We start from the raw sequence: 26,052 nt of genomic DNA on the forward strand, positions 1-26,052 counted from the left end.
CGTTTGGCACTTGCTGCCGGCAACACGACGCGTCTGTGGACGCTGGTCGCGAAGGAGTTCTGGCGCAAGACGCGTAGACGCCTGCGCGCCGGGCCGGTCTATCGCTGGCGCTATTCCGGCCGCACGCCTGAACGTGTTCTGATCGCGCCACCGGACCTGCGCCTCGCCGACCCACAGATCGCGCTTGAGATCTATTACGGCCGCTATCCCTTGTCCGGGCATCTGGTCGAGACCGGCGGCAAGTCGCCATTCCAGATCAACGTGCCCAACCACGGCTGGCAGAAGACTTTGCATGGCTTTCGCTGGCTGCGCCACATGCGGGCCGCCGGCACCGAGCTTGCCGCCGCCAATGCCCGCGCCCTGGTTTCCGACTGGATCGCCATGCATGGCAGCCATATTGCCGGCGTTGCCTGGGAGCCCGGGACGGCGGCCAAGCGCATCATCGCCTGGCTGCAACATTCTTCCGTCGTGCTGCAGGGTGCCGAGTTTCCCTTCTATCGCGCCTTCCTGAAATCGCTGGCCATGCAGATCCGCTATCTCAGGTCGATGGCGCGCGAAATGCCCGACGGCAAGGATCGGCTGCGTGCCCGCATCGCATTGGCCTTCGCGGCACTCTCGCTGCCGGCGCCGGCCTCGGCGCTGCGCGGCGCCACCCGCAACCTGGCCGAGGAACTCAACCGCCAGATTCTCGCCGATGGCGGCCATATCTCACGCAATCCGATGACGGTGCTGGAAATCCTCGCCGATCTCTTGCCGCTGCGCCAGACCTACGCCAACCAGGCGGAAGCGCCGCCGCAGGCGCTGATCGGTGCCATCGACCGCATGCTGCCGGCGCTTCGCTTCTTCCGCCATCAGGATGGCAGCCTCGCCCGCTTCAACGGCATGGGCGCCACCATCCACGACCGCATCGCCACCATCCTTCGTCACGACGACACCGCCGGCGCGCCGCTGCTGCATGCACCGCATTCGGGCTATGAGCGCCTGTCGATGGGCGGCACCACCGTCATTGCCGACACTGGCCTGCCGCCGCCGGTCGACGTGTCCAACGCGGCACACGCCGGCTGTCTTGCCTTCGAATTGTCGTCCGGCCGCCAGCACTTCATCGTCAATGCCGGCATCGATACCTATGGCGCCGCCGAGTTCCGGCCTTTGGCGCGCGCCACCGCCGCGCACTCCACCGCCACCATCAACGACACCTCGTCGGCTCGCTTCAGCCATTCGCTGCGGGTGAACGACCTGCTCGGTTCGCCGCTGATTGGCGGCCCGCAGCTTGTGCAATGCAAGCGCACCGACCAGAAGGGCGTTCATGGCTTCGTCGCCCGCCATGACGGCTATGTCCAGCGTTTCGGCTTCCTGCATGAGCGCGAGCTGAAGCTGTCGTCGAACGGCGATGTGCTGTCCGGCAGGGATCGGTTCCAGCGGCCCAGCAGTGCCGCGATCCGCAACAATGGCCGTGACTTCATCACCGTGCGCTTCCATGTCCATCCCGACATCAACCTGCTGCAGGACGAGCACGACCGCCTGGTGCTGGCCGCCGACCAGGCCGACACCTGGGTGTTCACGTCAAGCGAAGTGGTGCCCGAAGTCGAGGAATCGATCTATTTCGCCGGCCTTGGCGGGCCGCGCCGAAGCCGGCAGATCGTGCTCGCCTTCCAGGCCTCGGATGTGTCCGAGATCCACTGGCAGCTGACGCGCACCCGTATCGCCAGCTACGCCGAAAACAACTGACCGGGCTGGCCGCCACTGAGCTTGGCGCTTGATTTCCTGATGTCATATGCTACGGCGCGGGCTTGCCCCTCCAGCCGTGAAAGGCCGCGCCCATGGCCATCGCCGCCAAGAACATCCCCGCGCCGGACCTCGTTCCCGTCCGCCGCGCTTTGCTCTCCGTTTTCGACAAGACCGGCCTGATCGACTTCGCCAGGGCATTGGCGGCGGCCGGTGTCGAGCTGGTCTCGACCGGCGGCACCGCCAAGGCGATCGCCGAGGCCGGCATGACGGTGCGCGACGTCTCCGAACTCACCGGCTTTCCCGAGATCATGGACGGCCGCGTCAAGACACTGCATCCTTCCGTTCACGGCGCGCTGCTTGGCGTGCGCGACGACCCGGGACACGCGGCGGCGATGCGCAAATACGGCATCGAGCCGATCGACCTCGTCGTCTCCAATCTCTATCCGTTCGAGGAGGTCCGCCGCTCGGGTGCCGACTATGCCGCGATCGTCGAGAACATCGACATTGGCGGCCCGGCGATGATCCGCGCCTCGGCCAAGAACCACGCCTATGTCGCCATCGTCACCGATCCCAGCGATTACGCCTCGGTGCTGAACGCGCTGGAAATGAACATCGGCTCGCTGTCGCTGGATTTCCGCAAGAAGCTGGCGGCCAAGGCCTTTGCCCGCACCGCCACCTATGACGCGGCGATCTCCGGCTGGTTCGCCGAGGCGCTGGAGATCGAGCATCCGACATGGCGCGCCTTCGGCGGCAGGCTGGCCGAGGTGATGCGCTACGGCGAGAACCCGCACCAGGTCGCCGGCTTCTATGTCAATGGCGACAAGCGGCCGGGCGTCGCCACGGCGCGCCAGCTGCAGGGTAAGCAGCTCTCCTACAACAATATCAACGACACCGACGCGGCCTTCGAACTAGCCGGCGAATTCGACCCGGCACGGTCCGCCGCAGTGGCGATCATCAAGCATGCCAACCCTTGCGGTGTCGCCGAGAGCGCGTCGCTGAGGGCAGCCTATGCCAAGGCGCTGGCCTGCGATCCAGTCTCCGCCTTTGGCGGCATCGTCGCCATGAATCGCGCCCTTGATGCCGAAGCCGCCGAGGAGATCGTGAAAACCTTCACCGAGGTGATCATCGCGCCCGATGCGACCGACGAGGCGGCGGCGATCGTCGCGGCGAAGAAGAACCTGCGCCTGCTGGTCACCGGCGGCCTGCCGGATCCGCGCGCGGCGGGCACGATGGTCAAGTCCGTAGCCGGCGGCCTGCTCGTCCAGGGCCGCGACAATGCCGTCGTCGACGACCTCGATCTGAAGGTGGTGACCAAGCGCGCGCCGACCCCGGCCGAAATGGCCGACCTCAAATTCGCCTTCCGCGTCGCCAAGCACGTCAAGTCGAACGCCATCGTCTATGCCAGGGACGGCGCCACGGTCGGCATCGGCGCCGGCCAGATGAGCCGGGTCGATTCTTCACGCATCGCCGCCCGCAAGGCGCTCGACGCAGCGGAGGCGGCAGGTCTTTCGGAGCCGCTGACCAAGGGCTCGGTCGTCGCTTCGGACGCGTTCTTCCCCTTCGCCGATGGCTTGCTGTCGGCCATCGAAGCCGGCGCCACCGCCGTCATCCAGCCCGGTGGCTCGATGCGCGACGACGACGTCATCGCCGCCGCCGACGAACACGGCATCGCCATGGTGTTTACGGGCGTGCGGCATTTCAGGCATTGAGCGCCTTACCCTCCCCCTTGTGGGGAGGGTCGGCGAACGATTTTGCGAAGCAAAACTCGTGAGACGGGGTGGGGCAGCGCCGACCCCACCCCGCTCCGCTTCGCGGATCGACCCTCCCCACAAGGGCCCACAAGGGGAGGGTAAACTCACCCCGCCGGCCGATCCGCCGGATACGGCGTCCTCGCCAGGATCGCCATGCCGATGCCGAGGAACAGGATGATCACCGCCATGCCGAGCCGCGCCGAACCGCTGAGCGCGGTGATGGTCGCCACCAGGAATGGCGCCAGGAAACTGGTCGCCCGGCCGGCCAGCGCATAAATGCCGAAATAGCGGCCGGATTCCGCCGCCGTGACGCTGCGCGCCATGTAGGAACGCGACGACGCCTGCACCGGTCCGAAAGCCAGGCCGATCAACAGGCCGTACAGGATATAAGCTTTTTCAGCCGCCGTGCCGAACAGGCCGCCCGAATCGGTTGTCGAGAGCGGTATCAGGCCGAGCAGGGTGAAGCCCGGCCCCGTCGAGACGACGCCGACGGTGGCAACCGACAGCATGACCAGCGCGATCATCACCACTGCCTTGGAGCCGAGGGCGGTGTCCAGCCGGGCCGCGATCCAGCAGCCGAAGATGGCGACGACATTGAGGATGATGCCGAACATGCCGATCTCGGTGATCGACCAGTGGAACATGCCCGCAGCGAACGTGCCGCCGAGCGCCAGCAGCGCGTTGACGCCGTCCTGATAGATCATGCGCGCGACGAGGAAGCGGAAGATGCCGCCGCGCCGGCGCACCTCGGCCAGCGTCGATTTCAGCTCCGACAGCCCCTCGCGCACCGCCGGCCCGATGGGGATGCCCTTGATGGCGTCCGGCGTGAAGAAGAACATCGGCAGGATGAACAGGAAATACCAGCCGGCCGACAGCGGCCCGGTGGCGCGGGCATCTTCGCCCAGATGCGGATCGAGCCCGAACAGCGGGGTGAGGCCGATGATGGTCTTGCCGGTCTCGGGCGAACCAGCCAGGCATGTCACCACGAAGATCAGCGCGATCATGCCGCCCAGATAGCCGAGGCCCCAGGCCGTGTTGGAGATGCGGCCGATCTCGCTCTTCGGCACCAGCCGCGGCATCATCGAATCATTGAACACGGTGGAGAATTCCGCCGCGACCGACGCCAGCGAGAACAGTGCCACGATCAGGAACAGGTTCGAGCCGGGCGCGGCGAACCAGAGCAAGCTAAGGCTGGTGATCTTGACGGCGGCGAAGAACGCGATCCACGGTTTACGCGGCCCGGTCTGGTCGGCGATAGAACCAAGAATGGGCGATAGAACCGCGATCACCAGCCCGGCCGCGGCGATGCCGTAGCCCCAGACCGCCTGGCCGGTGTTGGGGTCGGCAGCCATGCGCGAGACGAAATAGGGACCGAAGATGAAGGTGGTGACGACCGTGAAGAACGGCTGCGCCGCCCAGTCGAAGAACATCCATCCCCAGATGCCGCGCCCGGACGCCCGCTGCATTGTCTCTACCGCCATCCTGACTCCCCTGGCACCCGCTCGGCCCGTGTCGGGCGCCATGTCTGCATGTTTCCGATGCTCATGCAAATGACAAGCGTCGCGCTGCCCCTCATCGCCCTGCCAGGCATTTCTCCCCGTAAAGTGACGGGGAGAAAGACGCTGTCGCCGAGGATTTCGCCAATCGTCGACGTGGCAGAATGAGCGCCGGCCTCCCGGCCGGTTCCCTTCTCCCCGTCACTATACGGGGAGAAGGTGGCGGCAGCCGGATGAGGGGCGGCACCAACCTCCGCAAGAATTCGTCACATCCCCGTCAGATCGCTCATCAGCCCGGACGCCACCGACAGCCGCGACACGGTGATGTCGCCGCCCTCGGTCAGCGCCTGCAGCCGCTCGCGGATGCGCGCCACCCGCTCGCCGCCGGCTTCCAGCCAGGCCGACACCGGATCGGCCGTCTTGGCATGGCTGGTGAGCGCGGCGACCGCGATGCCGCGCCGCGCCGCGCCGATCGTGTCGGTGGCGCGCGACAGCGCGAGTTGGTCGTAGTAATCCGAAGGCGTGATCGAGCGCGCGGCGTCCTCGACGCGCGGGATGCGGAAGGCATCGCTGACGGCGAAGAACGCCTTGGCGGCCGCGACGATGTCGGCACCGGCCGTGCGCGCCGTCAGCGCGATGTCGGGGATCAATTCCGCCACTTCGCTCAGCGCCAACTGCTCGGCCAGCCTTTCCGGCGCACCGGCCTTGAACAGCCCGTGCCGCTTCTCCTCGATCCGCTCGCGCGAGAAAGCCGGCAGCAGCGAAACGAGCTTGGGCTCCAGCGCCTTGCGCGCCTCCTGCAGTTCGGCGATGCGCTGGCCGAGCGGCGCCGTGCCGGTATCGTTCTTCAGGTACCAGCCGCTGCTCATGTAGATCAGCCGGCTGACGATCTGGTAGAGATCGAGCTGCACCTGGCCGTCGATCTGGTTGTCGAGCGCGTCGATCTCGCGATGGAGCGCCGGCAGCGCGAAGCCGTCGCGCACCACGGCGAAGGTGCGCACCACATCGGCGGCGGTGCGGCCCGTGGCCTCCTGCAACCGATTGACGAAGGACGGGCCGCCGCGATTGACGAGGTCGTTGGCGACGACACGGGCGATGATCTCCCGGCGCAGCCTGTGACCATGGATCTCGGTGGCGTATTTCTTCGCCATCCGGTCCGGGAAATAGCCCATCAGGTCGCGGTCGAAATGCGCGTCGTCGGGCACGTCGCTGGCGACGATGTCGGAGAACAGCACGATCTTGGCATAGGCAAGCAGCACGCCGAGCTCGGCCCTGGTCAGCGGCTCGCCGCGTGCTTCGCGTTCGGCGAGTGCCGCCGGCGAGGGCAGTGTTTCCACGGCACGGTCGAGCAGGCCGCGCGCTTCGAGCGCGGACATGAACCGGGCCTGATGCGCGATGTCGGCGAGGCCACGCTTGCGGGCAATGGAAAGCGCCAGCGTCTGCTCGTAATTGTTGGACAGAACAAGCCCGCCGACCTCGTCGGTCATCTCGGCCAGCAGCTTGTTGCGTGCCGGACGCGTCAACGATCCCTTGCGCATGGCGGATGCCAAGGCGATCTTGATGTTGACCTCGACGTCGGAGCAGTTGACGCCGCCGGAATTGTCGATGGCATCGGAATTGCAGCGGCCGCCATTCATGCCGAACTCGATGCGCGCCCGCTGCGTCACACCCAGATTGGCGCCCTCGCCGATCACCTTGGCGCGCACGTCGAGCGCGGTGATGCGGATCGCGTCGTTGGCGCGGTCGCCGACATCGGCATTGGTCTCGGTCGAGGCCCGCAGATAGGTGCCGATGCCGCCGAACCACAGCAGGTCGACCGGCGCCTTGAGGATGGCGGTCATGATCTCGACCGGCGTGGCTGTCGTCTTGGCAAGGCCGATCGCCGCCGCAGCCGCGGCCGGCAAGGTGATCGACTTCTGGCTGCGCGAGACGATGATGCCGCCTTCCGACAGCTTGGTCTTGTCATAATCCTGCCAGCTCGACCGTGGCAGCGCGAACATGCGCTGGCGCTCGGCGATCGACGCCTCCATGTCGGGATCTGGATCGATGAAGATGTCGCGATGGTCGAAGGCGGCGATCAGCCTCGTTTTTGGCGACAACAACATGCCGTTGCCGAACACGTCGCCGGACATGTCGCCGACGCCGACGACGGTGAAGGGCGAGGTCTGGATGTCGCGGTTCATTTCGCGGAAATGCCGCTTGACCGCTTCCCAGGCGCCCTTGGCGGTGATGCCCATCTTCTTGTGATCATAGCCGGCCGAGCCGCCGCTGGCGAAAGCATCGTCCAGCCAGAAACCATGGCTTTCGCTGATGGCATTGGCGGTGTCGGAGAAGGTGGCCGTGCCCTTGTCGGCGGCGACGACGAAATAGGGGTCGTCCTGGTCGCGGCGCACCACGCCAGCCGGCGGAATGACACCCTCCAGCCCGATATTATCCGTAATCGACAACAGGCTGGAGACGAAGTTCTTGTAGGCCGAGGTGCCGGCCTCGAAGATCGCGTCGCGGCTGCCGCCCGCCGGCAGCCGTTTGGGGAAGAAGCCGCCCTTGGCGCCGACGGGCACGATGACCGCGTTCTTGACCTGCTGCGCCTTGACCAGGCCGAGCACTTCGGTGCGGTAGTCCTGGGCGCGGTCCGACCAGCGCAGGCCGCCACGCGCCACCGGGCCGAAGCGCAGATGCAGCCCCTCGACCTCGGAGCCGTAGACGAAGATCTCGCGCCACGGTCGCGGCGCCGGCAATCCCTCGACCGCTTGCGAGTCGAGCTTGATCGCCAGCGATTGACCCTTCTGTTTCGTATCGGTAACGAAATGATTGGTGCGCAGCGAGGCTTCGATCAAATTGAGATAGCGGCGGATGATGGTGTCATCATCGATGTTGGGCACATCTTCCAAGGCATCCTTGATCTTGGCCTTGAGGTGCTTCGCCGCAACGGCGCCTTCCGTCTCCGCCGTCGGCCCAAGCCGGGCGATGAAAAGCTCGTGCAGACCGCGCGCGATCTCCGGGTAGCGGTTAAGCGCAGCGGCGATGAAATCCTGGCTTTGCGGAATGCCAACCTGCTGCAGATAGCGGCCATAGGCGCGCAGGATGGTGATTTCTTCAGACCACAGGCCGGCGGTCTGGGCAAGGCCGTTATAGCCGTCATTGTCGACGTCGCCGCGCCAGACCGACAGGAACGCGTCCTCGAACAGCGCGCCGCCATCGGCAAGATCGATCGGCTTGCCGTAGCTGTTCTCCAGCTCCATGTCGTGGATGAAGACCATGCCCGTCGCGTCGTCGCCGACCTCGAACGTACGCTCGCTGATCACCCGGAAACCGATATTTTCCAGCACCGGCACCCGCCGCGACAGCGCCACCGGGCTGCCATGATGATAGATCTTCAGCGCAGCCTGGTGCGGCTTCTGCTCGCCATGGCGATAATAGTCGATGGCGATCGGATTGGCGGCGCTGATCCTGGCGATGCGCCCGGCATCGACCAGCGCCACCGCCGCGCTGAATGAATCGCGGTAGCTTTCCGGCAGCCTTGCGGCGATGGCTTTCAACGCCGGGTCGCTGCCGCTAGCCTCAGCCGCCTCGGAAAGGGCGTCCTCCCAGGTGCGCACGATGTCGCGGATCGCCGCCTCGATCGTCGCCTGCTCGACCTTGGGCGTCTTGCCGCCGGAGCGGCCGATGATGAAGTGGACACGCGCCAGCCCGCCTTCCGGGAAGGCCGGGTAATAAGCCGACAGCCGGCCTTCGAACACGGTCTTGAGATAGGTGCCGACCTTCTCGCGTACCACGCTGTCGTAGCGGTCGCGCGGCACGAAGACGAGGATCGAGACGAAGCGGTCGAACTGGTCGGCGCGCACCAGCGCCCTGACCCGCGGCCGCTCGATCAGGCCGAGGATGGCCGCGGCGTGCTTCCTCAGGATCGGCACCGGCACCTGGAACAGTTCGTCGCGCGGATAGCTCTCCAGCACATTGATCAGCGCCTTGCCGGAATGGTCGTGCCGGTCGAAACCGGATTTGGCGATAATGGTTTCGGCCTTGGACCTGAGATACGGGATCTTCATCACCGAGCGCGTGTAGGCGGTCGAGGTGAACAGGCCGACGATGCGCAGTTCGCCCGACAACGCGCCCTTGGTGGTGTAGGTCTTGACGCCGATGTAGTCGAGATAGATGCGGCGGTGCACGGAAGACTTGGCATTGGCCTTGGTGACAATCAACGGCTCCGGCCCGTGCAGGAAGGCGCGAATCTCAGGCGTTGTCGTCACCGCTTCAGTGCCGCGCCTGAGCACCAGCACGTCGGGATCGGACAGGATACCAAGGCCGGGCTTGTCGGCGCGCTCCAGCGTGCCGCTTTCCTCGCCGCCGGTATATTTGAACTCGCGCATGCCGAGGAAGGTGAAATTGTCGTCGCGCAGCCACTCCAGGAAGGCGATCGCCTCTGCAACGCTCTTCTTGTCGAGCGGCACAGCCGAATAGCGGAACTCCGAGATCGCCTGATCGAGCCGGGCCAGCATCGGTTTCCAGTCGTTGACGGCCGCATGCACTTGGCCAAGCATCTTGCGCAGCCGCTCGGTCAAGGCGTTTGCCGCGTCGGCCGCCAGCCGCGGGATATGAACGTGGATGACGCTCAGCCGGTCGTGGCTGCCGTCGTCCTTGGCGAAATTGCCGTCGCCGAGGATTTCCTCGACCCCGCCTTTGCCATGGCGCACCGTGATGACCGGATGGGTAACCAAGGTTGGCTCGCCGGCGGTCTCGGTGATCTCACCGAGGATGGAATCGAACAGAAACGGCATATTGTCGTTGACGACCGTTATGACCGTCATCGGCCTGCCTTCGCGGGCGACGCCGGAATCGCTCTCGACGGCAACGACGCACTCGCCTTTCTTGTGACGGGCTACTGCCTGGCCGGCGAGGTCGGCGGCGCGTTCCAGGTCACCCACTTGATAAGCGGCGATGTCTTCCGCCGGCGCACGGGCGAGCAGGTAATCGGCAAGCCTGGCTGGCCTGTCCTCCGTCTTCGCCGCCGCCGTTGCCCTCTTCTTCGACTTAGCTGCGGATTTCACGCTGGCCATGACGCTTCTTGCCTCCCGTCGTATGCTTTTGTGACTATGGTAGCAGATGACCGCCATTTGGCGACAAAGGTTTGACGGCTTGCCAAGAATTCTGGAATTCGGCGGCAAGGCATCGCCCGACGAGGAGAAACGAACCATGACCGGCAAAGTCACCGCGCTTGATCTCGATACGGGGGAACTGAGCGAGCCGACAAAAGCCTATTTCGCCAAATGCGAGGAGAAGCTCGGGCTCATTCCCAACGTGCTGAAGGCCTATGCCTTCGACGACAAGAAGCTGCGCGCCTTCACCGACATGTACAACGACCTGATGCTCGGCGATTCCGGCCTGTCGAAGCTAGAGCGCGAGATGATCGCGGTCGCCGTCTCCTCCATCAACCAGTGCTACTACTGCCTGACCGCGCATGGCGCGGCGGTGCGCCAGCTGTCCGGCGATCCTTCGTTCGGCGAGATGATGGTGATGAATTTCCGCGCCGCCGATCTTTCGCCGAGACAGACGGCAATGCTCGAATTCGCCGTCAAGCTGACCGAGGAACCGGCCAAGATCGTCGAGGCCGACCGGGCCACGCTTCGCAAGGCCGGCTTCAGCGACCGCGACATCTGGGACATCGCCTCGACGGCCGCCTTCTTCAACATGTCGAACCGGGTGGCGGCGGCGATCGATATGCGCCCGAATGACGAATACCACGCCATGGCAAGGTGAAGAACCGGGTCTCCAACCAGACTACATATTAGCAATCTCTCATTCTAATTGCGTGTTTGCCTTTTTGGCCCGATGATTGCGGGGCGGCACGGCCGCATGCCGGTTCGATGCCGCTGAACAAGGAGGAGAACATGGCGAAATTTCTCTATGTATATCATGGCTCCGGCAAGATGCCGGCGACGGAAGCCGAGCGCAAAGCCGCGATGGACGCCTGGAATGGCTGGTTCGGAAAGCTGGGCTCGGCCGTGGTCGACGGCGGCAATCCGGTCGGCATGTCCAAGACCGTGCTGCCGGGCGGCAAGGTCGAGAACAATGGCGGCAGCAATCCGACCGGCGGCTATTCGATCATCGAAGCCAAGGACATCGACGATGCCGCCGACAAGGCCAAGGGCTGCCCGATGCTGGCCATGCCGAACTGCAGCATCGAGATCGCACCGATCATCGAAATGATGTGATGGGCGCGCCGCGCGTGCGACGCGGTAAAGCGCGACAAGACAAATCGCCGGCGCTGCCCCTCACCTGCCTGCCGGCATCCTCTCCCCGTATAGTGACGGGGAGAGGGACGCTCTCATCGACGATTTCGCCGATCGCCAGCGTTGCTGAAAAAACGCCGAGGTTGCGGCCAGCCTCCTTCTCCCCGTCGCTATACGGGGAGAAGGTGCCGGCAGGCGGATGAGGGGCAGCGCCGGCGGTCGAAGAATTGGATTGAGCCGAGCGCGCCCTCCGAAAGAGACCCTTGCTCCTCTGCCACCACGCCGCTAGAAGAGGCACCCTTTATCAATTTTCGAGTTCTGTTTTGCCTCAGTAACCGCCGGTCTCATCAGTCCCCGAAAGCACCGCAGGCGCAGCTTTGGCGGCCCCTGCATCATTTTCACGTGTTCCTCAGGGCGGCGGTTCGAGACCGGTTTGGCACTGCTGAACCGCTGTCGCGCGCTTGCCGCCAGCGACACCTGACTTCCGATCTCCGCAGCCTACCGCCACGCCGCGCCCGCATGGGCATCTCAACAGAGCCGACCTGAAGAACTTCCCCACGGGAAGGGCTTACCGGCATGTCTTCTACCACTTGCATCCAATGGACGATCGCGCCTGAGATCGCACCTCGACCGCTCATCAACTGCAATCGCTGCGGCGACGTGAAGGCCTATCGATGCAGCGGCAAATTCCGCGTCAACGCCAACGGCAAGCGCATCGACGTGTGGCTGATCTATCGCTGCATCGACTGCGACAATTCCTGGAATTTTGGCATTTTCGAACGCTGCAACCGCCGCGACATCGAGCCGGCGCTCTTACGGGCGCTCGAAAGCAACGATCCGGGGCTGGCGCGGCGCCACGCCTTCGACATCGTCGCCCTGCGCAACAAGGTGGGACGTGTCGAGGAGTTTCCCGATGTCGCCGTGCCCAAGCAGGCGGTTGGAGAGACGACGGAAACCGCGACAGCGTTGGAACTCTGGCTTGGGTTCGAAATGCCGACATCGCTCCGGCTCGATCGTCTGCTCGCCAACGAACTCGGTATCTCGCGATCAAGGCTTCAGGCGCTGGAAGAGCGGCGATTGCTGCTCGTCGATCCAGGCGGCGCAAAAGCCCTGCGCAAGCCGGCCCGCGAGGGAACGACATTGCGTACCGACCTGACCGGCGAACCTGATCGGCAGGTCATTATCGCGGCAGCCCTCGGATGAAAATGAAAAAGGGGCGGCGCACTGGTGTGCCCCACCCCTTTTCAAATGGAGGAACGGAAATTACGCCGCGCCGACTGCCTTGGCCGACTTCTCGAAGCGCTTGCGCTCGTTAGGGTCGAGATAGAGCTTGCGGAGGCGGATGGTCTTCGGCGTCACCTCGACCAGTTCGTCGTCCTGGATCCAGGCCAGCGCGCGTTCCAGCGTCATGCGGATCGGCGGCGTCAGCTTGACCGCCTCGTCCTTGCCGGCGGCGCGGATGTTGGTCAGCTTCTTGCCCTTCAGCACGTTCACTTCGAGGTCGTTGTCGCGGGAATGGATGCCGATGATCATGCCCTGATAGACCTTGACGCCGGGGTCGATGACCATCGGACCACGGTCTTCCAGGTTCCACATGGCGTAGGCGACCGATTCGCCCTGCTCGTTGGAGATCAGCACGCCATTGGTACGGCCGGGCAACTCGCCCTTGTAGGGCTCATAGGCGTGGAACAGCCGGTTCATGACGGCGGTGCCGCGCGTGTCGGTCAAAAGTTCCGACTGGTAGCCGATCAGGCCACGCGTCGGCGCGTGGAAGACGATGCGCTGGCGGTTGCCGCCAGACGGGCGCAGCTCGACCATCTCGGCCTTGCGCTCCGACATCTTCTGCACGACGACGCCGGCATGCTCCTCGTCGACGTCGATGACGACTTCCTCGACCGGCTCAAGCAGTTCGCCGTTTTCGCCCTTCTGCATGACGACGCGCGGACGCGACACGGCGATCTCGAACCCTTCGCGGCGCATCGTCTCGATCAGCACGGCGAGCTGCAATTCGCCACGGCCGGAAACGAAGAACGAATCCTTGTCGGGCGATTCCTCGATCTTGAGCGCGACATTGCCTTCAGCCTCGCGCAGCAGGCGGTCGCGGATGACGCGGCTGGTCACCTTGTCGCCTTCGGTGCCGGCCAGCGGACTGTCATTGACGAGGAAGGACATGGTCACGGTCGGCGGATCGATCGGCTGCGCATGCAGCGCCTCGGTCACGCTCGGGTCGCAGAACGTGTCGGCGACGGTGCCCTTCGACAGGCCGGCAATGGCGACGATGTCGCCCGCCTGGGCTTCCTCGATCGGCTGGCGCTCGAGGCCGCGGAAGGCGAGGATCTTGGAAATGCGGCCGGTTTCGATCTGGGTGCCGTCATGGTGCAGCACCTTGACCGGTTGGTTGGCCTTCAGCGTGCCGCTCTCGATGCGGCCGGTGATGATGCGGCCAAGGAAGGGGTTGGCCTCCAGGATGGTACCGATCATCCGGAACGGGCCGGGATGAACGGTAGGCGCCGGCACATGCTTGATGACGAGGTCGAACAGCGGCGCGAGCTGCTGGTCCTTGGGGCCTTCCGGATTTTCCGACACCCAGCCGTCGCGGCCCGAACCGTAGAGGATCGGGAAGTCGAGCTGCTCGTCGGTGGCGTCGAGCGCGGCGAACAGGTCGAACACCTCGTTGACCACTTCGACATGGCGGGCGTCCGGCCGGTCGATCTTGTTGATGACGACGATCGGCTTAAGGCCGACCTTGAGCGCCTTGCCGACGACGAACTTGGTCTGCGGCATCGGGCCTTCGGCGGCATCGACCAGCACGATGGCTGAATCCACCATCGACAGGATGCGCTCGACCTCGCCGCCGAAATCGGCGTGTCCCGGGGTGTCGACGATGTTGATGCGGGTGTCCTTCCAGTCGACCGAGGTCGCCTTGGCGAGGATGGTGATGCCGCGCTCCTTTTCCAGGTCGTTGGAATCCATGGCGCGCTCGGCGACGCGCTGGTTGTCGCGGAAAGAGCCGGACTGCTTCAGAAGCTGGTCGACAAGGGTAGTCTTTCCATGGTCGACGTGCGCGATGATCGCGATATTACGGAGTTTCATGTTCTGGTCTCGGGAGCGTTGCAGGCAGCAGGCCAAAGGCGCTGCCTCTTTCGGTTGCGCGGCTCATACAAGGTTTTTCGCATTTGCGAAAGAGGACGCATGACACCAAATCCTCATCAAATCTTAAGCATCCTCGTGTGAAATGATTTTGTTAACCAAGGCGGGAACCTTTTATGGCCCGGGCAGTTCGAACGTGATGACCGACAAACTCAACCGTTTTTGGCCGCTCGTCGCATCCGCGGCCTTCGCCACGCTGCTGGCGGCCAACGCCGCGCAGTCGGCCGCGGCGCTGAAGGAAGCACGGCCTGTTCTTCCGACAGATAGCTCTTCGGCCCAGCAGGTCTTCGCTGACGCGCCCGATGGCGTTGACCCCGTGGTGACCGGCCCGGTCAGCGCCGCCTTCAAGCAGCGCCAGGACGCCGCCAATTGCGACGGCGCCGTCTGGCCGAACATTCCGATGGTCTGCTATCCGGATTGACGGCTGCTTCAACGGCCGTCCCGGGTTGCCTCACGCAGAGCGCACAGGGTCGAGCGTGACCATGTAAAGCTCGTTGTCGTCACGATCCATCAACCGCACCGTCAGCTGCTCGGTGGCGCCGGATATATCGACCAGGCCGAAGAACTGCAGCCCGGCTGACGGCGGCAGGTTCTGGCCCTGCTCCGCGGTCGGCGCCTTGATGAACTTCAGCTCGGGGCCGAACGTCATGTCGAAATCGTTAGGACCGAAGGTGCCGGCATGGATCGGGCCGGAGACGAACTCCCAGAACGGGTTGAAATCCTGGAACTGTGCCTTGTCGGGATTGTAGTAGTGGGCTGCCGTGTAGTGGACGTCTGCAGTGAGCCAGACGGTGTTGGTGATGCCGGCGTTCTTGATGTAGCGCAACAGGTCGGCGAATTCGAGTTCGCGGCCTTTCGGCGCGCCATTGTCGCCATTGCTGACCGCTTCGGCGCCAACCTTTTTGGTGCCGTCGTCCCAGACCACGAGGCCGAGCGGCATGTCGGCGGCGATGATCTTCCAGGTCGCCTTCGAGTTCGTCAACTCGCGCTTCAGCCACTTCGTCTGCTGTTCGCCGAGCATGCGCGACTGCGGCGTCATGGTATCCTCCATGTCGGGGCCGTTGGGGCCGCGATAGGAGCGCATATCGAGGAAGAACACGTCGAGCAGCGGTCCGTGGGCGATCTTGCGATAGACACGACCCGGCTCCGACGGCTCGTAGCGGATGGTTGTCATCTCGTGGAAGGCGCGCGCGGCGCGGGCCGCCAGCACGTGGATGGATTTCTCCTTGTAGCGATCGTCGGCGCTGAGGTTCTTCGAATCCGACCAGTTGTTCAGCACCTCGTGGTCGTCCCACTGGTAGAAGGTCGGGCAGATGGCGCTGAGTTCCAGCACGTTCTTGTCCATCATGTTGTACTTCCACTGGTCGCGATATTCGTCCAGCGTCTCGGCCACCTTGCGCTTGCCGTCGATGAGAACGACGTTCTTCCACTTGCCGCCGCCGGGCAGGTCGACTTCGTCCTTCATCGCGCCATCGGCATAAATGGTGTCGCCCGAATGCAGGAAGAAGTCCGGCGTATGCTTGGCGATGGTGGAATAGGTCTTCATGCCGGTCTCATCGATGCCCCAGCCCTGGCCGGCGGTATCGCCCGACCAGGCGAAGCGCACGTCACGCTTCGAGGACGGCGCGGTGCGGAAACGACCGACGATCGGCTCGGAGACGGCATTGATGTCGGAAAGATCGGCCGCCGACATGCGGTAGAAGATGTCCTGGTCGGAGGCGAGGTCGGTGAGCAGCCGCTTGACCGTATAGTCGCTGGCCGGCGAGGTATCGAGCGGCGCCAGCTTCGTCGCATTGGCGAAGCTTTCCGTGGTCGATACTTCGAACATGACGCGCGCGGGGCGGTCGGTACGGGTCCAGACCATGCCGCTGACGGCGTCGACATCACCGGACTGGACGCCATGGGTGAAGGCCGGACGCTGGCTGGCGCGGGAATAATAGGGCAATGCGAGCCCCGAGGCGCCGAGCAGACCGGCCGCGCTGGCCGAAGTGACGAAGGCGCGGCGGGTCATCGATAACTTCTTCATGGCTGTCTCCTGGATGGCTTTGAACGATGCCACCAAGCTCTGGCCTGAATGTTTCAGGCACATTTCGAAACCATGAAGTTTTGACAACAGCTGCCAATCTCCCCCCTTGAGGGGGAGATGTCGCCAAAGGCGACAGAGGGGGTCGCCTCGCGTGAAGTGCTAACCTTCATCTGCCGCGGGACGTCGGCGTCCAGTCGAACCGACCCCTCTGGCCGCTTTGCGGCCATCTCCCCCTAAAGAGGGGAGACTGGCGTCCCGCCTCAAGCCGCTTGCGGCTCGGGATCGAATGCCGGCCTGTCGGTGTTGATCAAAAGCGAGATACACGCCGCCGCGATCGCCGTCATGCCGGCGATCAGGAAGGCCAGCTCGTAATTGCCCTGCAGCTCGCGCATCGTGCCGCCGAAGACAGCGGCGGTGGCCGCCCCGACCTGATGGCCGGCGACGATCCAGCCGAACACGATCGGCCCACTGCGATCGCCGAAAGCCTCGTTGGCGAGCCGCAGCGTCGGCGGCACGGTGGCGATCCAGTCGAGGCCGTAGAGCACCGCGAAAATGATCAGGCTGGTCGCCGAGAACCCGGAATAGGGCAGGTAGATCAGCGACAGGCCACGGATGGCATAATAGACGCCGAGCAGCTTGCGCGGGTCGTAACGGTCGGTGAGCCAGCCTGACAGCGTCGTGCCGATCAGGTCGAAAATGCCCATCATCGACAACAGGCCGGCGGCCTGCACCTCGCCGATGCCCATATCGCCGCAGAAGGCGATCAGATGCGTGCCGACCAGCCCGTTGGTGGTGAAACCACAGACGAAGAAAGTGGCGAACAGATACCAGAACACCCTTGTGCCGGCAGCGCGGCGCAACGTGTTGAGCGTGTGCGCCAGGAAGTTGCCCTGCGAAGCGGGCGAAACCGGTGGCACGTCGTCGGCTCCGGCGCCATAGCGAACCATGCCGATCGAGGCCGGACGCTCGGGCACCAGCAGCCAGACCAGGGGCAACAGGCAGGCGGTGGCGACCGCGACCGCGATTGCGACCGGCTGCCAGCCGCCCGACTGTGCCAGGGAAGCGATCAGCGGCAGGAAAATCAGCATGCCGGTGGCGCTGGAGGCCGACATTAGCCCCATGACCAAGCCGCGATTGGTCTTGAACCAGCGGTTGACGATGGTGGCGCCGAGCACGCTGGCGACGGCGCCGGAGCCGATGCCGGAGAAGACACCCCAGGTGATGAACAGGTGCCACGGCTTGGTCATCAGCAGACTGAGCGCGGTCGAGGCCGACATCACCATCAGGGCGGCAAGCAGCGTGCGGCGCAGCCCGATCCGCTCCATCAGCGCGGCCGCGAACGGACCGGTGAGGCCATAGAGCAGGATGCCGACGCCAGCCGCCAGCGAAATGACATCGCGCCGCCAGCCAAAACTGTTTTCGAGCGGCAGCATCATGACGGCGGGCGCGGAACGCAAGCCGGCCGCGATCAGCAGGCAGAGGAAGATGACGCCGACCACGACGAAAGCGTAGCGCTGGCCAAATGGACGGGATTGGGCTACCATGTTACTGACCGGTACGTTGCAAGATGGGAGCATGTATACGTACCGATCGGTAACATTGTCAATCGAGTCCCATGATGCCAACTGACAAAAATATTGAACTGGCCATCAGCGACGGTCATGCATCGGCGCCGCCGAAGGCCGCCAAGAAGATCCTCGACGTGGCCTATGAGCTGTTCTACCGGCGTGGCATAAGAGCGATCGGTGTCGACGAGATCGTCAAGCGCGCCGGCGTCACCAAACCGAGTCTCTATCGCAGCTTCCCCTCCAAGGACGAACTGGCCGCGTCCTATCTCAGGCAATACGACCTTGAGTTCTGGGAGCGCTTCGATGAGGCCGTCGATGCGCATCCGGGCGATCCGCGCGCACAGATCATTGCCTTCCTCACCCGCGTCGGCAAGCGCACGCAGAAACCGGACTATCGCGGCTGCGGCATGACCAATGCGGCCGTCGAATATCCCGAGCGTGGCCATCCGGCACGCGTGGTGAGCGAGGAGAACAAGCAGGAACTGCGTCGCAGGCTGCGTACCATGGCTGCGGCGATGGGCGCGCCAGACGCCGATACGCTGGGCGACGGGCTGCTGCTGCTCATCGAGGGCGCCTATATCAGCGGCCAGCTGTTCGGGCTCGGCGGGCCCGCGCAATCGGTCGCCCGCAACGCCGACCTGCTGATCGAAGCAAGCTTGAAGAAATAAAACTTTCAGGCGCTGCGCAGCCCCTCACCTGCCTGCCGGCATCCTCTCCCCGTATAGGACGGGGAGAGGGGCGCTCTCATCATCGATTTCGCTAATCGACGGCGTTGCAAAGAGAGCGCCGAGATAGCGGAAGTCCCCTTCTCCCCGTCACTATACGGGGAGAAGGTGCCGGCAGGCGGATGAGGGGCAGCGCAGACGAGACGCGGAGCTTCGCCTAGTCTAGGGCAAGGACAGGCACACCGTCATCGGCGATGTGCCACCCTTCGGCCGGGTCGATAATTAGCCTACTTGCTCGCCTTGGCGCGGTCGACCGCGTCCATGATCATCTTCTTGGCGTATTTGGAATCATGCCAGCCTTCGATCTTGACCCATTTGCCGGGCTCGAGATCCTTGTAGTGCTCGAAGAAGTGCTGCACCTGCTGGCGGGTGATTTCGGGCAGGTGGGTGTATTCGGTGACGTTCTCGTAACGCAGCGTCAGCTTCGGCGACGGCACTGCGATGACCTTCTCGTCCTGGCCGGCATTGTCTTCCATGATCAACACGCCGATCGGCCGCACATTGATGACGCAGCCCGGCACCAGCGCGCGCGTGTTGCAGACCAGCACGTCGATCGGATCGCCGTCGCCCGACAGCGTGTGCGGCACGAAGCCGTAATTGCCGGGATAGCGCATCGAGGTGTGCAGGAAGCGGTCGACGAACAGCGTGCCGGCCTCCTTGTCCATTTCGTACTTGATCGGCTCGCCGCCGATCGGCACCTCGATGATGACGTTGACGTCTTCAGGCGGATTCTTTCCGGTGGCTATGGCTTCGATGCGCATGGTTTTGTCCCTCTCTCGGTTGGGAGACCGATAGCGGGCGGCGCAAAATGGCGCAATGCGGCGAATGGTGTTCACGCATGTCAGGCGAGACGCGATGGCGTTCGACGCGTTCAACAATCAGCACAAGATGTTTCAGCGTCGTGATTTTTGCGCGGGATGCGCCCCGAGGCTTCGCCTTCTCCGGGACCATCTCTGGGCAGTCACTCCCAGACGAAAGCGACTTTCTTCAGCGCTTTCTGCTCGAAGATCTCGACGCCTTCGGCAATGTCGCGGCCGCCGGCGCCGGCATAGAAAGCCAGCGCGGTCTGGTTGTCTTCCAGCGCCCACACCACCATGCCTTTCAGGCCATGGTCGGCGAGACGTGCCCTGGCTGCCGAAAACAGCCGCCGGCCTAGACCGATGCCCTGATATTCCGGACGCAGGTACAATTCGTAGATCTCGCCCTGCTGCTTGAGTTCCCGGGCGCGGTTCTTGCCGATCGTCGCATAGCCGGCGATCGTACCGCCGATCTCGACGACCAGGACGGTGGCGGCGCGGCGAATCGCATTCGCCCACCAGTCGGCGCCGCGGCGGTTGATCATCGATGTCAGCGTGCGATGCGGAATGATGCCGCTATAGGCGCCGCGCCAGGCCTCCAGATGCACTTCGGCGATGGCGCCGGCGTCGCGCGGTTCGGCTTTGCGGATGTCGATCGTCAGCGTATTCATGATTTGTTAACCATAAACCCGCATCGCCCGATTGCAAAGAGTCCGGGCGCCCCGCCGACCGCTTTCTTGTAACCGGTTCCGACACTGCTGACAGGACAAAGCCATCTGAAAACGCGTTCAGCCGAGGCGCATGACCTGGTTTTCGAGAACCGAAGGGCGGCAGGCGGGCTTTTCAGATTTCGACCAGATGGTCGTCGAGTTCGTTGGTATCGTCCGGCGTGACCGGGAAGTGCTCGGCCAGCACCGCCCCCACCTGCTCGATCGCCTTGACGAAACCGTCGGCAAGCCGGTCGTCGCCGGCATGGGCGGTGAGATCCCGCACGACGCCATCCCAGACCTGCTGGCCGACCTTTGCGTCGATACCCGAATCGGCGACCACCTCTGCGTAGCGTTCGGCGATCGAGACAAAGATCAGCACGCCGGTGCGCGCCGTGGTGCGATGGACGTTGCGGGCAAGGAACTGCTTGAGCGCGTTGGCGTGTGCCGCCTGATAGCGCAGCCGCCGTGGCACCATATGGATGCGCAGGCCGGGCAGCGCCCACAACAGCGCCAGCACGCAGGCCAGCGCCAGAAGCTCGGCGATGACGAAATGCGGCAGACGGATGGCGAGCCACCATGCCTCCAGCCCATAGGCGACGGCGAGGCTGACGATCAGCATGCCGAGTGTCGCCATCAAGGCCGCGGGGGAGAAATAGCCGTCGCTGGCACGCGCCACGACGCAGTAGATCTCGCCATCGGTCCTGGCCTCCGCGGCGCGGATCGCGTCGGCGATGCGTTCATGATCCCGCGGGCTGATCGGTCGTGTCGCCATGCCGTTGCCTCACCAGCCTCCTGACGAACCGCCGCCGCCGGACGAACCGCCGCCGCCCGAAAAACCGCCGCCACCGCCACCCGACTCCCAGCCACCGCCGGAACTCCCGGAAGACCAGCCACCACCGGATGAGGAGCGCCGGCCAGGCTCGAAGGTCATGCCGAGCCAGCGATAACGGCCCGGCCCGAGTTTCTGGCCGAAGATCGGCGGCAGGACGGAAGCCGCGATGCCGCCGAAGAAAATGATTGCCCAGATGCCGACGAAGATGGCGAAGAACAGGTCGTCGGAATTGAACGGCGCCTGCTGGTTGCGCTTGCCTCGCGCCTCCAGTTCCTCCGGATTGCCTTCCAGCACCATGACCATGTCGTCGACGGCCTTGCTGATGCCACCGGAGAAGTCGCCGGCGCGGAAGGCCGGCACCATGTCGTTCTCGATGATCAGCTTGGTGTGCAGGTCGGTCAGCGTGCCTTCCAGCCCGTAGCCGACCTCGATGCGCATCTTGCGGTCGTTCGGCGCGACCAGCAGCAGGACGCCGTTGTTCTCCTTGGCCTGGCCGAGTTTCCAGAAGCGGAACAGCCGGTTGGCGTAGGGCTCGATCTCCTCGCCGCCGAGGCTCGGGATGGTGGCGACGACGATCTGGTCGGAACCCTTTTTCTCGAAATCGGCGAGCTTCTGCGTCAATGCTGCTTTGGTGCCGGCATCGATGATGCCGGCGTTGTCGACGACACGCCCGACGAGGGCGGGAAGATCGGCGGCGAAGACGGTGAGGGGCAGAAGAAGGAGGCAGAGAAGAAGGCCAAGAGTGTTTAGGCAAGCGTTCCTTCGCGCCCCCCTCTGTCCAGCCGGACATCTCCCCCTCAGGGGGGGAGATCGGCCGTAACCACGACCTTCGCCAATCGCCGACATTGCAAGCAGAGCGCCGCCCGCGAAATTGCCAATCTCGCCCCTTGAGGGGGAGATGTCCGGCAGGACAGAGGGGGGTATCAACACGCCAGCGGTCCGTCTTCGCAGAATCAGATGGTAGTCGTTCACCCGCCCTGCTTCGTGCTCGTGCCGAAATCGACCTTCGGCGGCTGCATCTTGTCTTCGGCGACGGTGAAATTGGCGAAGGGCTCGTTGCCGCGGAACCAGAGTGTGGCCCACAGCACCGACGGGAACGTTCTCAGGGTCAGATTATAGTCCCTGACCGCCTGGATATAGTCGCGCCGCGCTACCGCAATGCGGTTCTCCGTGCCTTCGAGCTGCGCCTGCAACGCCAGGAAATTCTGGTTGGCCTTGAGGTCGGGATAGGCCTCCGACACGGCGATCAGCCGCGACAGCGCGCTGGTCAGCCCTGCCTGGGCATCCTGGAATTTCTTGAACGCTTCCGGGTCCTTCAGCGTTTCCGGCGTCACGGTGATCTGCGTTGCCTTGGCGCGCGCCTCGACCACCGCGTCGAGCGTGTCCTTCTCATGCGCGGCGTAGCCTTTGACCGTCTCCACCAGATTGGGGATGAGATCGGCGCGCCGCTGGTACTGATTCAGCACCTCGCTCCAGGCCGCCTTGGCGTTTTCTTCCGCCGTCGGGATCGTGTTGTAGCCGCAGCCGGCGAGCAACGGCAGCACGATTGCCATCATCAGGAAGGCGGGCAGCGTGCGGAATATCGATGGTCGGGCAAGGCGCTGGGCAGGCATGATGGGTCCCTCGGTAGAAGTTGCATGCGAAGCATTATCACAATCGCCGCGCAAGAAAACGGCTTCGACGGGATGGCTGTCGGCACGGTTACCCTCGGCTGCAAGCCCCTGTGATTGCCCGCGCGAACACGATAAGGTTCAGTCGAAACGGGACATCATCATGGCGGAACGCCAAGACAGCGACACGGAATCGCGCCGTATTCTCGAGCGCGTCGCGCGCGAGACCGATCCGGCCGGCAACTCCTTCGTGGCGAGGACCGCGAAAGGCGTGCGCGACCACGTCGCCGCAAGCGACGCCGACCGCACGGACCGGATCGAGGTCTGGGGCACGCGCATTGGCAGGATACTCGGACTGCTTCTGGCGCTGGGCCTGATGGTCTGGCTCGTGCTTTTCCTCACCCGGGGCAGCTAGGAATCAAAAAGAGAATGAGCGCCGAAAAACCCGACGCACCGCGTGCGGTCATCGTCATTTCCAGCCATGTCGCCCGCGGGTCAGTCGGAAACCGCGCCGCAGTGTTCGCCCTGGAGACACTGGGCTTTCCGGTCTGGGCCGTTCCCACGATCATCCTGCCCTGGCACCCCGGCCATGGGCGGGCGACACGCATCGTGCCGCCGCTCGACCAGTTCAAGGCGCTGATGGCCGACCTCGAGCGGGCGCCATGGCTGGGCGAGGTCGGCGCGGTGCTGTCGGGATATCTCGGTGAGGCCGGTCAAGCCGAAGCCGTCGCGTCACTGGTCGCCGCGGTGAAGGCAAGGACACCCGGCGCCGTCTATATCTGCGATCCGGTGATGGGCGATTCGGGCGGCCTCTATGTGCCCGAGCCCATCGCCGCCGCCATGCGCGACCGGCTGATGCCGATCGCCGATATCGCCACGCCCAACCGCTACGAGCTGGAATGGATGGCCGGCGCGCCGCTGCCCGACCTGAAATCCGTGATCTCGGCCGCGCTCCATGCCGGCCCATCGACGATGCTGGTCACTTCGGCACAGTCGATGATGACTGGCGGAACCGGCAATCTGCTGCTCGACGGCAACCAGGCGCTGCTCGCCGAGCATCGCCTCATCGACAAGCCGCCGAACGGCCTTGGCGACCTCACGGCGGCCGTCTATCTGGCGCGCATCCTCTCCGGTCAGCCGCCGATCAAGGCGCTGCAGTCGACCACGGCGGCGGTCTACGAGATCCTGGCGCGCACCGCCAAGCGCGGCGGCGACGAATTGCAGCTCGAAACCGATTCGCAGAGCCTGTCGCACCCGATGGCGATGGTGCAGCTTCGCCACCTCACGCATCCCGGGCGGGACCGCCGGGCTTGACCACGGCCACCGTCGTGCTTGTCGGCGCCGACGGCTGCAAGGCCGGCTGGATCGCGGTGCGGCGCGATCCGGATGCGGCGCCTTCGGTGAAGGTCTTTGCCAGCTTCGCGGCGCTGCTTGCGGCAGTTCCCGACGACGCTATTGTCGCCGTCGACATGCCGATCGGCCTGCCCGAGTTTTCGAGCAAGGGCGGGCGCGGACCGGAGGCTCAGGTCAGGCCGTTGCTGGGGGCACGCCAGTCCAGCGTGTTTTCGATCCCGTCCCGCGCCGCGCTTTATGCAGACACCGCCGACTTCACCACGATCGATGCCTGGTACGCCGCGCATATCAGGGCAAGCGAGGTCGCCAAGGCTACCTCTGATCCCCCGCGCGGCGTTTCGATCCAGGCCTTTGGCATTTTTTCGAAGATCCGCGAGATCGACAGCTTGCTGATCGCGCGGCCCGATCTACGCGGCCGTGTCTTCGAATCGCATCCGGAAGTGGCGTTCTGCCGGTTGAATGGCGATCAGGCCATGAGTTTGCCGAAGAAGATCAAGGGCAGCATCAATCCGGCCGGCATGGCGGAACGCAAGGCGCTGCTCTGCCGCCACGGCTATGACATGGACTTCCTCGGCCAACCGCCGCCGCGCGGAGCGGCCGCCGATGATTTCCTCGATGCGGCGGTGATGATGCTGATCGCCGGCCGCATCGCCGGCGGCAAGGCCAGGCCGTTTCCGGACCCGCCGCTGGCCGACGGTTTTGGAATACCGGTCGCCATCTGGGCATGACAGTGTCGGCGGACGTCCGATTTTGGCGCATGGCATTTATGGCCAGCCCCCGCAATTCTGCATTGCTCGTTATAGGCTTTTGCCGCTAGAGCCTTTCTCGACCGCAACGCATCGGCCTGAAAACCGAATTCGGGTTTCGGAAAGCACGATGCGTAAAGCAGAATTTGAGCTGCCGCCTCCAACACGGAAAGCCGCCTATGCCTCATCTTCCCGACCACCTTCTCGCCGGTTATCGCAATTTCATGAACGGCCGCTACCTCACAGAGAGCGGCCGCTATCGCGAGCTCGCGCGCGAAGGGCAGGCGCCGGAGACGATGATCGTGGCCTGTTGCGATTCGCGCGCGGCGCCCGAGGCGATCTTCGACGCCGGACCCGGCGAACTCTTCGTGCTGCGCAATGTCGGCAACCTGGTGCCGCCCTACGCGCCGGACGGCGAGTTCCATTCGACCTCGGCCGCGCTCGAATTCGCGGTGCAGAGCCTCAAGGTCAAGAACATCGTCGTCATGGGCCATGGCCGCTGCGGCGGCATCCGTGCCGCGCTCGACACCACGTCCGCGCCGCTGTCTCCCGGCGATTTCATCGGCAAGTGGATGAGCCTGATCGCGCCGGCCGCGGAGACCGTCGCCTCCAGCACATTGATGACGGCGACGGAGCGCCAGACGGCGCTGGAGCGCATCTCGATCCGCTATTCCATCGCCAATCTCAGGACCTTCCCTTGCGTCTCGATCCTGGAGGGCAAGGGGCGACTGTCATTGCACGGGGCCTGGTTTGACATTTCGACCGGCGAGCTCTGGGCGATGAACAAGGAGACCGGCGATTTCGAGCGGCCGGTGCTGGAATGAACGGGACGGCGCGCCAGCTGTCGAACGTCCGGTCGGTCAGTCTCACGGCGGCCGCACTGCTGGCTGCGATTTCGGCAGCACGCGCTGACGACGGCGCCATCATCAACCGTTGGTATTCGGCGCTGCTGGTCGCTGACCGCACCGAACTTTCCGAGCTGCTCGCCGACGACGTCCGCATCAAACTCGACGACCTCGGCGTCGTCCAGAGCAAACAGGAATTCATCGTCTCGATCGACGAATGGAAGAGCGCGATTGCCGGCGCTGCGATCCGTCACCGGATCGAGAAGAGCGAGGGCGGCGTCACCACGGTGATCGCCTGCTACGACTTCCCCGACAACGACATGCTGATGCAGGAAACCTTCGCGGTGACCGACAACCGCATCACCGCCAGCTCGCAGGCGGCAATCGCCGAAAACTGCGACGGCTACTGAGGCGGATCGGCCAACTGTCATATTGCGGGCTCGCGGGCAGCGCCCTACATCGGTGACACCCTCCCTTTGACGCCA

The 26,052-nt window shown here is 64.4% G+C and carries 22 protein-coding genes; 12 read left to right on the forward strand and 10 right to left on the reverse strand.

The annotated features are described in order from the left end of the window. Window positions 1-3: 3 nt before the first annotated feature. Both FJW03_RS22685 and purH read left to right on the forward strand, forming a co-directional pair. Complete coding sequence (locus FJW03_RS22685; RefSeq protein ID WP_140766615.1) at window positions 4-1,728, forward strand: heparinase II/III family protein; 1,725 nt, start codon at window positions 4-6, stop codon at window positions 1,726-1,728. A 92-nt stretch (window positions 1,729-1,820) separates the two neighbouring features. After that, a complete protein-coding gene (gene purH, locus FJW03_RS22690) occupies window positions 1,821-3,437 on the forward strand; it encodes a bifunctional phosphoribosylaminoimidazolecarboxamide formyltransferase/IMP cyclohydrolase (protein WP_140766614.1) in 1,617 nt (538 codons plus the stop codon). Between the two features lie 146 nt (window positions 3,438-3,583). Here purH and FJW03_RS22695 read toward each other — a convergent pair whose 3' ends face one another. Continuing rightward, a complete protein-coding gene (locus FJW03_RS22695) occupies window positions 3,584-4,960 on the reverse strand; it encodes an MFS transporter (protein WP_140766613.1) in 1,377 nt (458 codons plus the stop codon). Window positions 4,961-5,241: 281 nt separating this feature from the next. Then, window positions 5,242-10,032 (reverse strand): NAD-glutamate dehydrogenase, encoded by a 4,791-nt coding sequence (locus tag FJW03_RS22700; protein WP_140766612.1) that lies wholly within the window; start codon window positions 10,030-10,032, stop codon window positions 5,242-5,244. A gap of 136 nt (window positions 10,033-10,168) precedes the next feature. Here FJW03_RS22700 and FJW03_RS22705 point away from each other — a divergent pair, with 136 nt between their 5' ends. The 3 genes from FJW03_RS22705 (at window position 10,169) to FJW03_RS22715 (ending at window position 12,408) form a co-directional block, all read left to right on the forward strand. Further along, complete coding sequence (locus tag FJW03_RS22705; RefSeq protein WP_140766611.1) at window positions 10,169-10,732, forward strand: peroxidase-related enzyme; 564 nt, start codon at window positions 10,169-10,171, stop codon at window positions 10,730-10,732. 131 nt (window positions 10,733-10,863) lie between these two features. After that, on the forward strand, window positions 10,864-11,187 hold the full coding sequence (locus tag FJW03_RS22710; RefSeq protein WP_140613560.1) for a YciI family protein: 324 nt from the start codon (window positions 10,864-10,866) through the stop codon (window positions 11,185-11,187). A gap of 594 nt (window positions 11,188-11,781) precedes the next feature. Continuing rightward, complete coding sequence (locus FJW03_RS22715) at window positions 11,782-12,408, forward strand: DUF1062 domain-containing protein (RefSeq protein WP_140766609.1); 627 nt, start codon at window positions 11,782-11,784, stop codon at window positions 12,406-12,408. Window positions 12,409-12,468: 60 nt separating this feature from the next. Here FJW03_RS22715 and typA read toward each other — a convergent pair whose 3' ends face one another. Beyond that, on the reverse strand, window positions 12,469-14,298 hold the full coding sequence (gene typA, locus FJW03_RS22720; RefSeq protein ID WP_140745028.1) for a translational GTPase TypA: 1,830 nt from the start codon (window positions 14,296-14,298) through the stop codon (window positions 12,469-12,471). A 196-nt stretch (window positions 14,299-14,494) separates the two neighbouring features. Here typA and FJW03_RS22725 point away from each other — a divergent pair, with 196 nt between their 5' ends. Then, on the forward strand, window positions 14,495-14,776 hold the full coding sequence (locus tag FJW03_RS22725; protein ID WP_226890438.1) for a hypothetical protein: 282 nt from the start codon (window positions 14,495-14,497) through the stop codon (window positions 14,774-14,776). 30 nt (window positions 14,777-14,806) lie between these two features. Here FJW03_RS22725 and FJW03_RS22730 read toward each other — a convergent pair whose 3' ends face one another. Together FJW03_RS22730 and FJW03_RS22735 are read right to left on the reverse strand one after the other, a co-directional pair. Beyond that, complete coding sequence (locus FJW03_RS22730; protein WP_140766607.1) at window positions 14,807-16,381, reverse strand: alkaline phosphatase D family protein; 1,575 nt, start codon at window positions 16,379-16,381, stop codon at window positions 14,807-14,809. A gap of 260 nt (window positions 16,382-16,641) precedes the next feature. Next, the gene (locus tag FJW03_RS22735; RefSeq protein WP_181173335.1) at window positions 16,642-17,925 is read right to left on the reverse strand and encodes an MFS transporter; all 1,284 of its coding nucleotides are present in this window, start codon (window positions 17,923-17,925) and stop codon (window positions 16,642-16,644) included. Window positions 17,926-17,999: 74 nt separating this feature from the next. On the opposite strand from FJW03_RS22735, the gene FJW03_RS22740 reads away from it, so the two are divergent. Further along, the gene (locus FJW03_RS22740; RefSeq protein WP_140766605.1) at window positions 18,000-18,617 is read left to right on the forward strand and encodes a TetR/AcrR family transcriptional regulator; all 618 of its coding nucleotides are present in this window, start codon (window positions 18,000-18,002) and stop codon (window positions 18,615-18,617) included. Between the two features lie 284 nt (window positions 18,618-18,901). Here the strand turns inward: FJW03_RS22740 and ppa are convergent, their stop codons facing one another. The 5 genes from ppa to FJW03_RS22765 all read right to left on the reverse strand — a co-directional run bounded on the left by ppa (window position 18,902) and on the right by FJW03_RS22765 (window position 22,626). Further along, window positions 18,902-19,435, reverse strand: a complete 534-nt coding sequence (gene ppa, locus FJW03_RS22745; RefSeq protein ID WP_135900105.1) for an inorganic diphosphatase — start codon at window positions 19,433-19,435, stop codon at window positions 18,902-18,904. Between the two features lie 200 nt (window positions 19,436-19,635). Further along, window positions 19,636-20,142 (reverse strand): GNAT family N-acetyltransferase, encoded by a 507-nt coding sequence (locus FJW03_RS22750; protein WP_140766604.1) that lies wholly within the window; start codon window positions 20,140-20,142, stop codon window positions 19,636-19,638. A 172-nt stretch (window positions 20,143-20,314) separates the two neighbouring features. Next, on the reverse strand, window positions 20,315-20,953 hold the full coding sequence (locus FJW03_RS22755) for a TPM domain-containing protein (RefSeq protein ID WP_140766603.1): 639 nt from the start codon (window positions 20,951-20,953) through the stop codon (window positions 20,315-20,317). Window positions 20,954-20,962: 9 nt separating this feature from the next. Continuing rightward, window positions 20,963-21,814: a TPM domain-containing protein gene (locus FJW03_RS22760; protein WP_140766602.1), complete on the reverse strand. Its 852-nt coding sequence runs from the start codon at window positions 21,812-21,814 to the stop codon at window positions 20,963-20,965. Window positions 21,815-21,981: 167 nt separating this feature from the next. Beyond that, complete coding sequence (locus FJW03_RS22765) at window positions 21,982-22,626, reverse strand: LemA family protein (RefSeq protein ID WP_140766601.1); 645 nt, start codon at window positions 22,624-22,626, stop codon at window positions 21,982-21,984. Window positions 22,627-22,786: 160 nt separating this feature from the next. Between FJW03_RS22765 and FJW03_RS22770 the strand changes: the two genes are divergently transcribed. The 5 genes from FJW03_RS22770 (at window position 22,787) to FJW03_RS22790 (ending at window position 25,977) form a co-directional block, all read left to right on the forward strand. Beyond that, the gene (locus FJW03_RS22770; RefSeq protein ID WP_140766600.1) at window positions 22,787-23,038 is read left to right on the forward strand and encodes a hypothetical protein; all 252 of its coding nucleotides are present in this window, start codon (window positions 22,787-22,789) and stop codon (window positions 23,036-23,038) included. Between the two features lie 14 nt (window positions 23,039-23,052). Then, window positions 23,053-23,937: a pyridoxal kinase PdxY gene (gene pdxY, locus FJW03_RS22775; protein ID WP_140766599.1), complete on the forward strand. Its 885-nt coding sequence runs from the start codon at window positions 23,053-23,055 to the stop codon at window positions 23,935-23,937. Continuing rightward, a complete protein-coding gene (locus FJW03_RS22780; protein WP_140766598.1) occupies window positions 23,934-24,704 on the forward strand; it encodes a DUF429 domain-containing protein in 771 nt (256 codons plus the stop codon). Before pdxY ends, FJW03_RS22780 begins: the two co-directional genes overlap by 4 nt. Before the next feature lie 197 nt (window positions 24,705-24,901). Next, the gene (locus tag FJW03_RS22785; protein WP_140613272.1) at window positions 24,902-25,546 is read left to right on the forward strand and encodes a carbonic anhydrase; all 645 of its coding nucleotides are present in this window, start codon (window positions 24,902-24,904) and stop codon (window positions 25,544-25,546) included. Then, window positions 25,543-25,977 (forward strand): nuclear transport factor 2 family protein, encoded by a 435-nt coding sequence (locus tag FJW03_RS22790; RefSeq protein ID WP_140766597.1) that lies wholly within the window; start codon window positions 25,543-25,545, stop codon window positions 25,975-25,977. The genes FJW03_RS22785 and FJW03_RS22790 overlap by 4 nt, the downstream gene beginning before the upstream one ends. Window positions 25,978-26,052: the final 75 nt, after the last annotated feature.

Origin of the sequence: Mesorhizobium sp. B4-1-4 (genome assembly GCF_006439395.2) — a bacterium.
In the GTDB taxonomy this organism is placed as follows: Bacteria; Pseudomonadota; Alphaproteobacteria; order Rhizobiales; family Rhizobiaceae; genus Mesorhizobium.

Bases quoted from the DNA above. Each gene is read 5' to 3' on its own strand.
- purH (WP_140766614.1), top strand. From the start codon at position 1,821: ATGGCCATCGCCGCCAAGAACATCCCCGCGCCGGACCTCGTTCCCGTC.
- FJW03_RS22695 (WP_140766613.1), bottom strand. From the start codon at position 4,960: ATGGCGGTAGAGACAATGCAGCGGGCGTCCGGGCGCGGCATCTGGGGA.
- FJW03_RS22700 (WP_140766612.1), bottom strand. From the start codon at position 10,032: ATGGCCAGCGTGAAATCCGCAGCTAAGTCGAAGAAGAGGGCAACGGCG.
- FJW03_RS22705 (WP_140766611.1), top strand. From the start codon at position 10,169: ATGACCGGCAAAGTCACCGCGCTTGATCTCGATACGGGGGAACTGAGC.
- FJW03_RS22710 (WP_140613560.1), top strand. From the start codon at position 10,864: ATGGCGAAATTTCTCTATGTATATCATGGCTCCGGCAAGATGCCGGCG.
- FJW03_RS22715 (WP_140766609.1), top strand. From the start codon at position 11,782: ATGTCTTCTACCACTTGCATCCAATGGACGATCGCGCCTGAGATCGCA.
- typA (WP_140745028.1), bottom strand. From the start codon at position 14,298: ATGAAACTCCGTAATATCGCGATCATCGCGCACGTCGACCATGGAAAG.
- FJW03_RS22725 (WP_226890438.1), top strand. From the start codon at position 14,495: ATGACCGACAAACTCAACCGTTTTTGGCCGCTCGTCGCATCCGCGGCC.
- FJW03_RS22730 (WP_140766607.1), bottom strand. From the start codon at position 16,381: ATGAAGAAGTTATCGATGACCCGCCGCGCCTTCGTCACTTCGGCCAGC.
- FJW03_RS22735 (WP_181173335.1), bottom strand. From the start codon at position 17,925: ATGGTAGCCCAATCCCGTCCATTTGGCCAGCGCTACGCTTTCGTCGTG.
- FJW03_RS22740 (WP_140766605.1), top strand. From the start codon at position 18,000: ATGCCAACTGACAAAAATATTGAACTGGCCATCAGCGACGGTCATGCA.
- ppa (WP_135900105.1), bottom strand. From the start codon at position 19,435: ATGCGCATCGAAGCCATAGCCACCGGAAAGAATCCGCCTGAAGACGTC.
- FJW03_RS22750 (WP_140766604.1), bottom strand. From the start codon at position 20,142: ATGAATACGCTGACGATCGACATCCGCAAAGCCGAACCGCGCGACGCC.
- FJW03_RS22755 (WP_140766603.1), bottom strand. From the start codon at position 20,953: ATGGCGACACGACCGATCAGCCCGCGGGATCATGAACGCATCGCCGAC.
- FJW03_RS22765 (WP_140766601.1), bottom strand. From the start codon at position 22,626: ATGCCTGCCCAGCGCCTTGCCCGACCATCGATATTCCGCACGCTGCCC.
- FJW03_RS22770 (WP_140766600.1), top strand. From the start codon at position 22,787: ATGGCGGAACGCCAAGACAGCGACACGGAATCGCGCCGTATTCTCGAG.
- pdxY (WP_140766599.1), top strand. From the start codon at position 23,053: ATGAGCGCCGAAAAACCCGACGCACCGCGTGCGGTCATCGTCATTTCC.
- FJW03_RS22785 (WP_140613272.1), top strand. From the start codon at position 24,902: ATGCCTCATCTTCCCGACCACCTTCTCGCCGGTTATCGCAATTTCATG.
- FJW03_RS22790 (WP_140766597.1), top strand. From the start codon at position 25,543: ATGAACGGGACGGCGCGCCAGCTGTCGAACGTCCGGTCGGTCAGTCTC.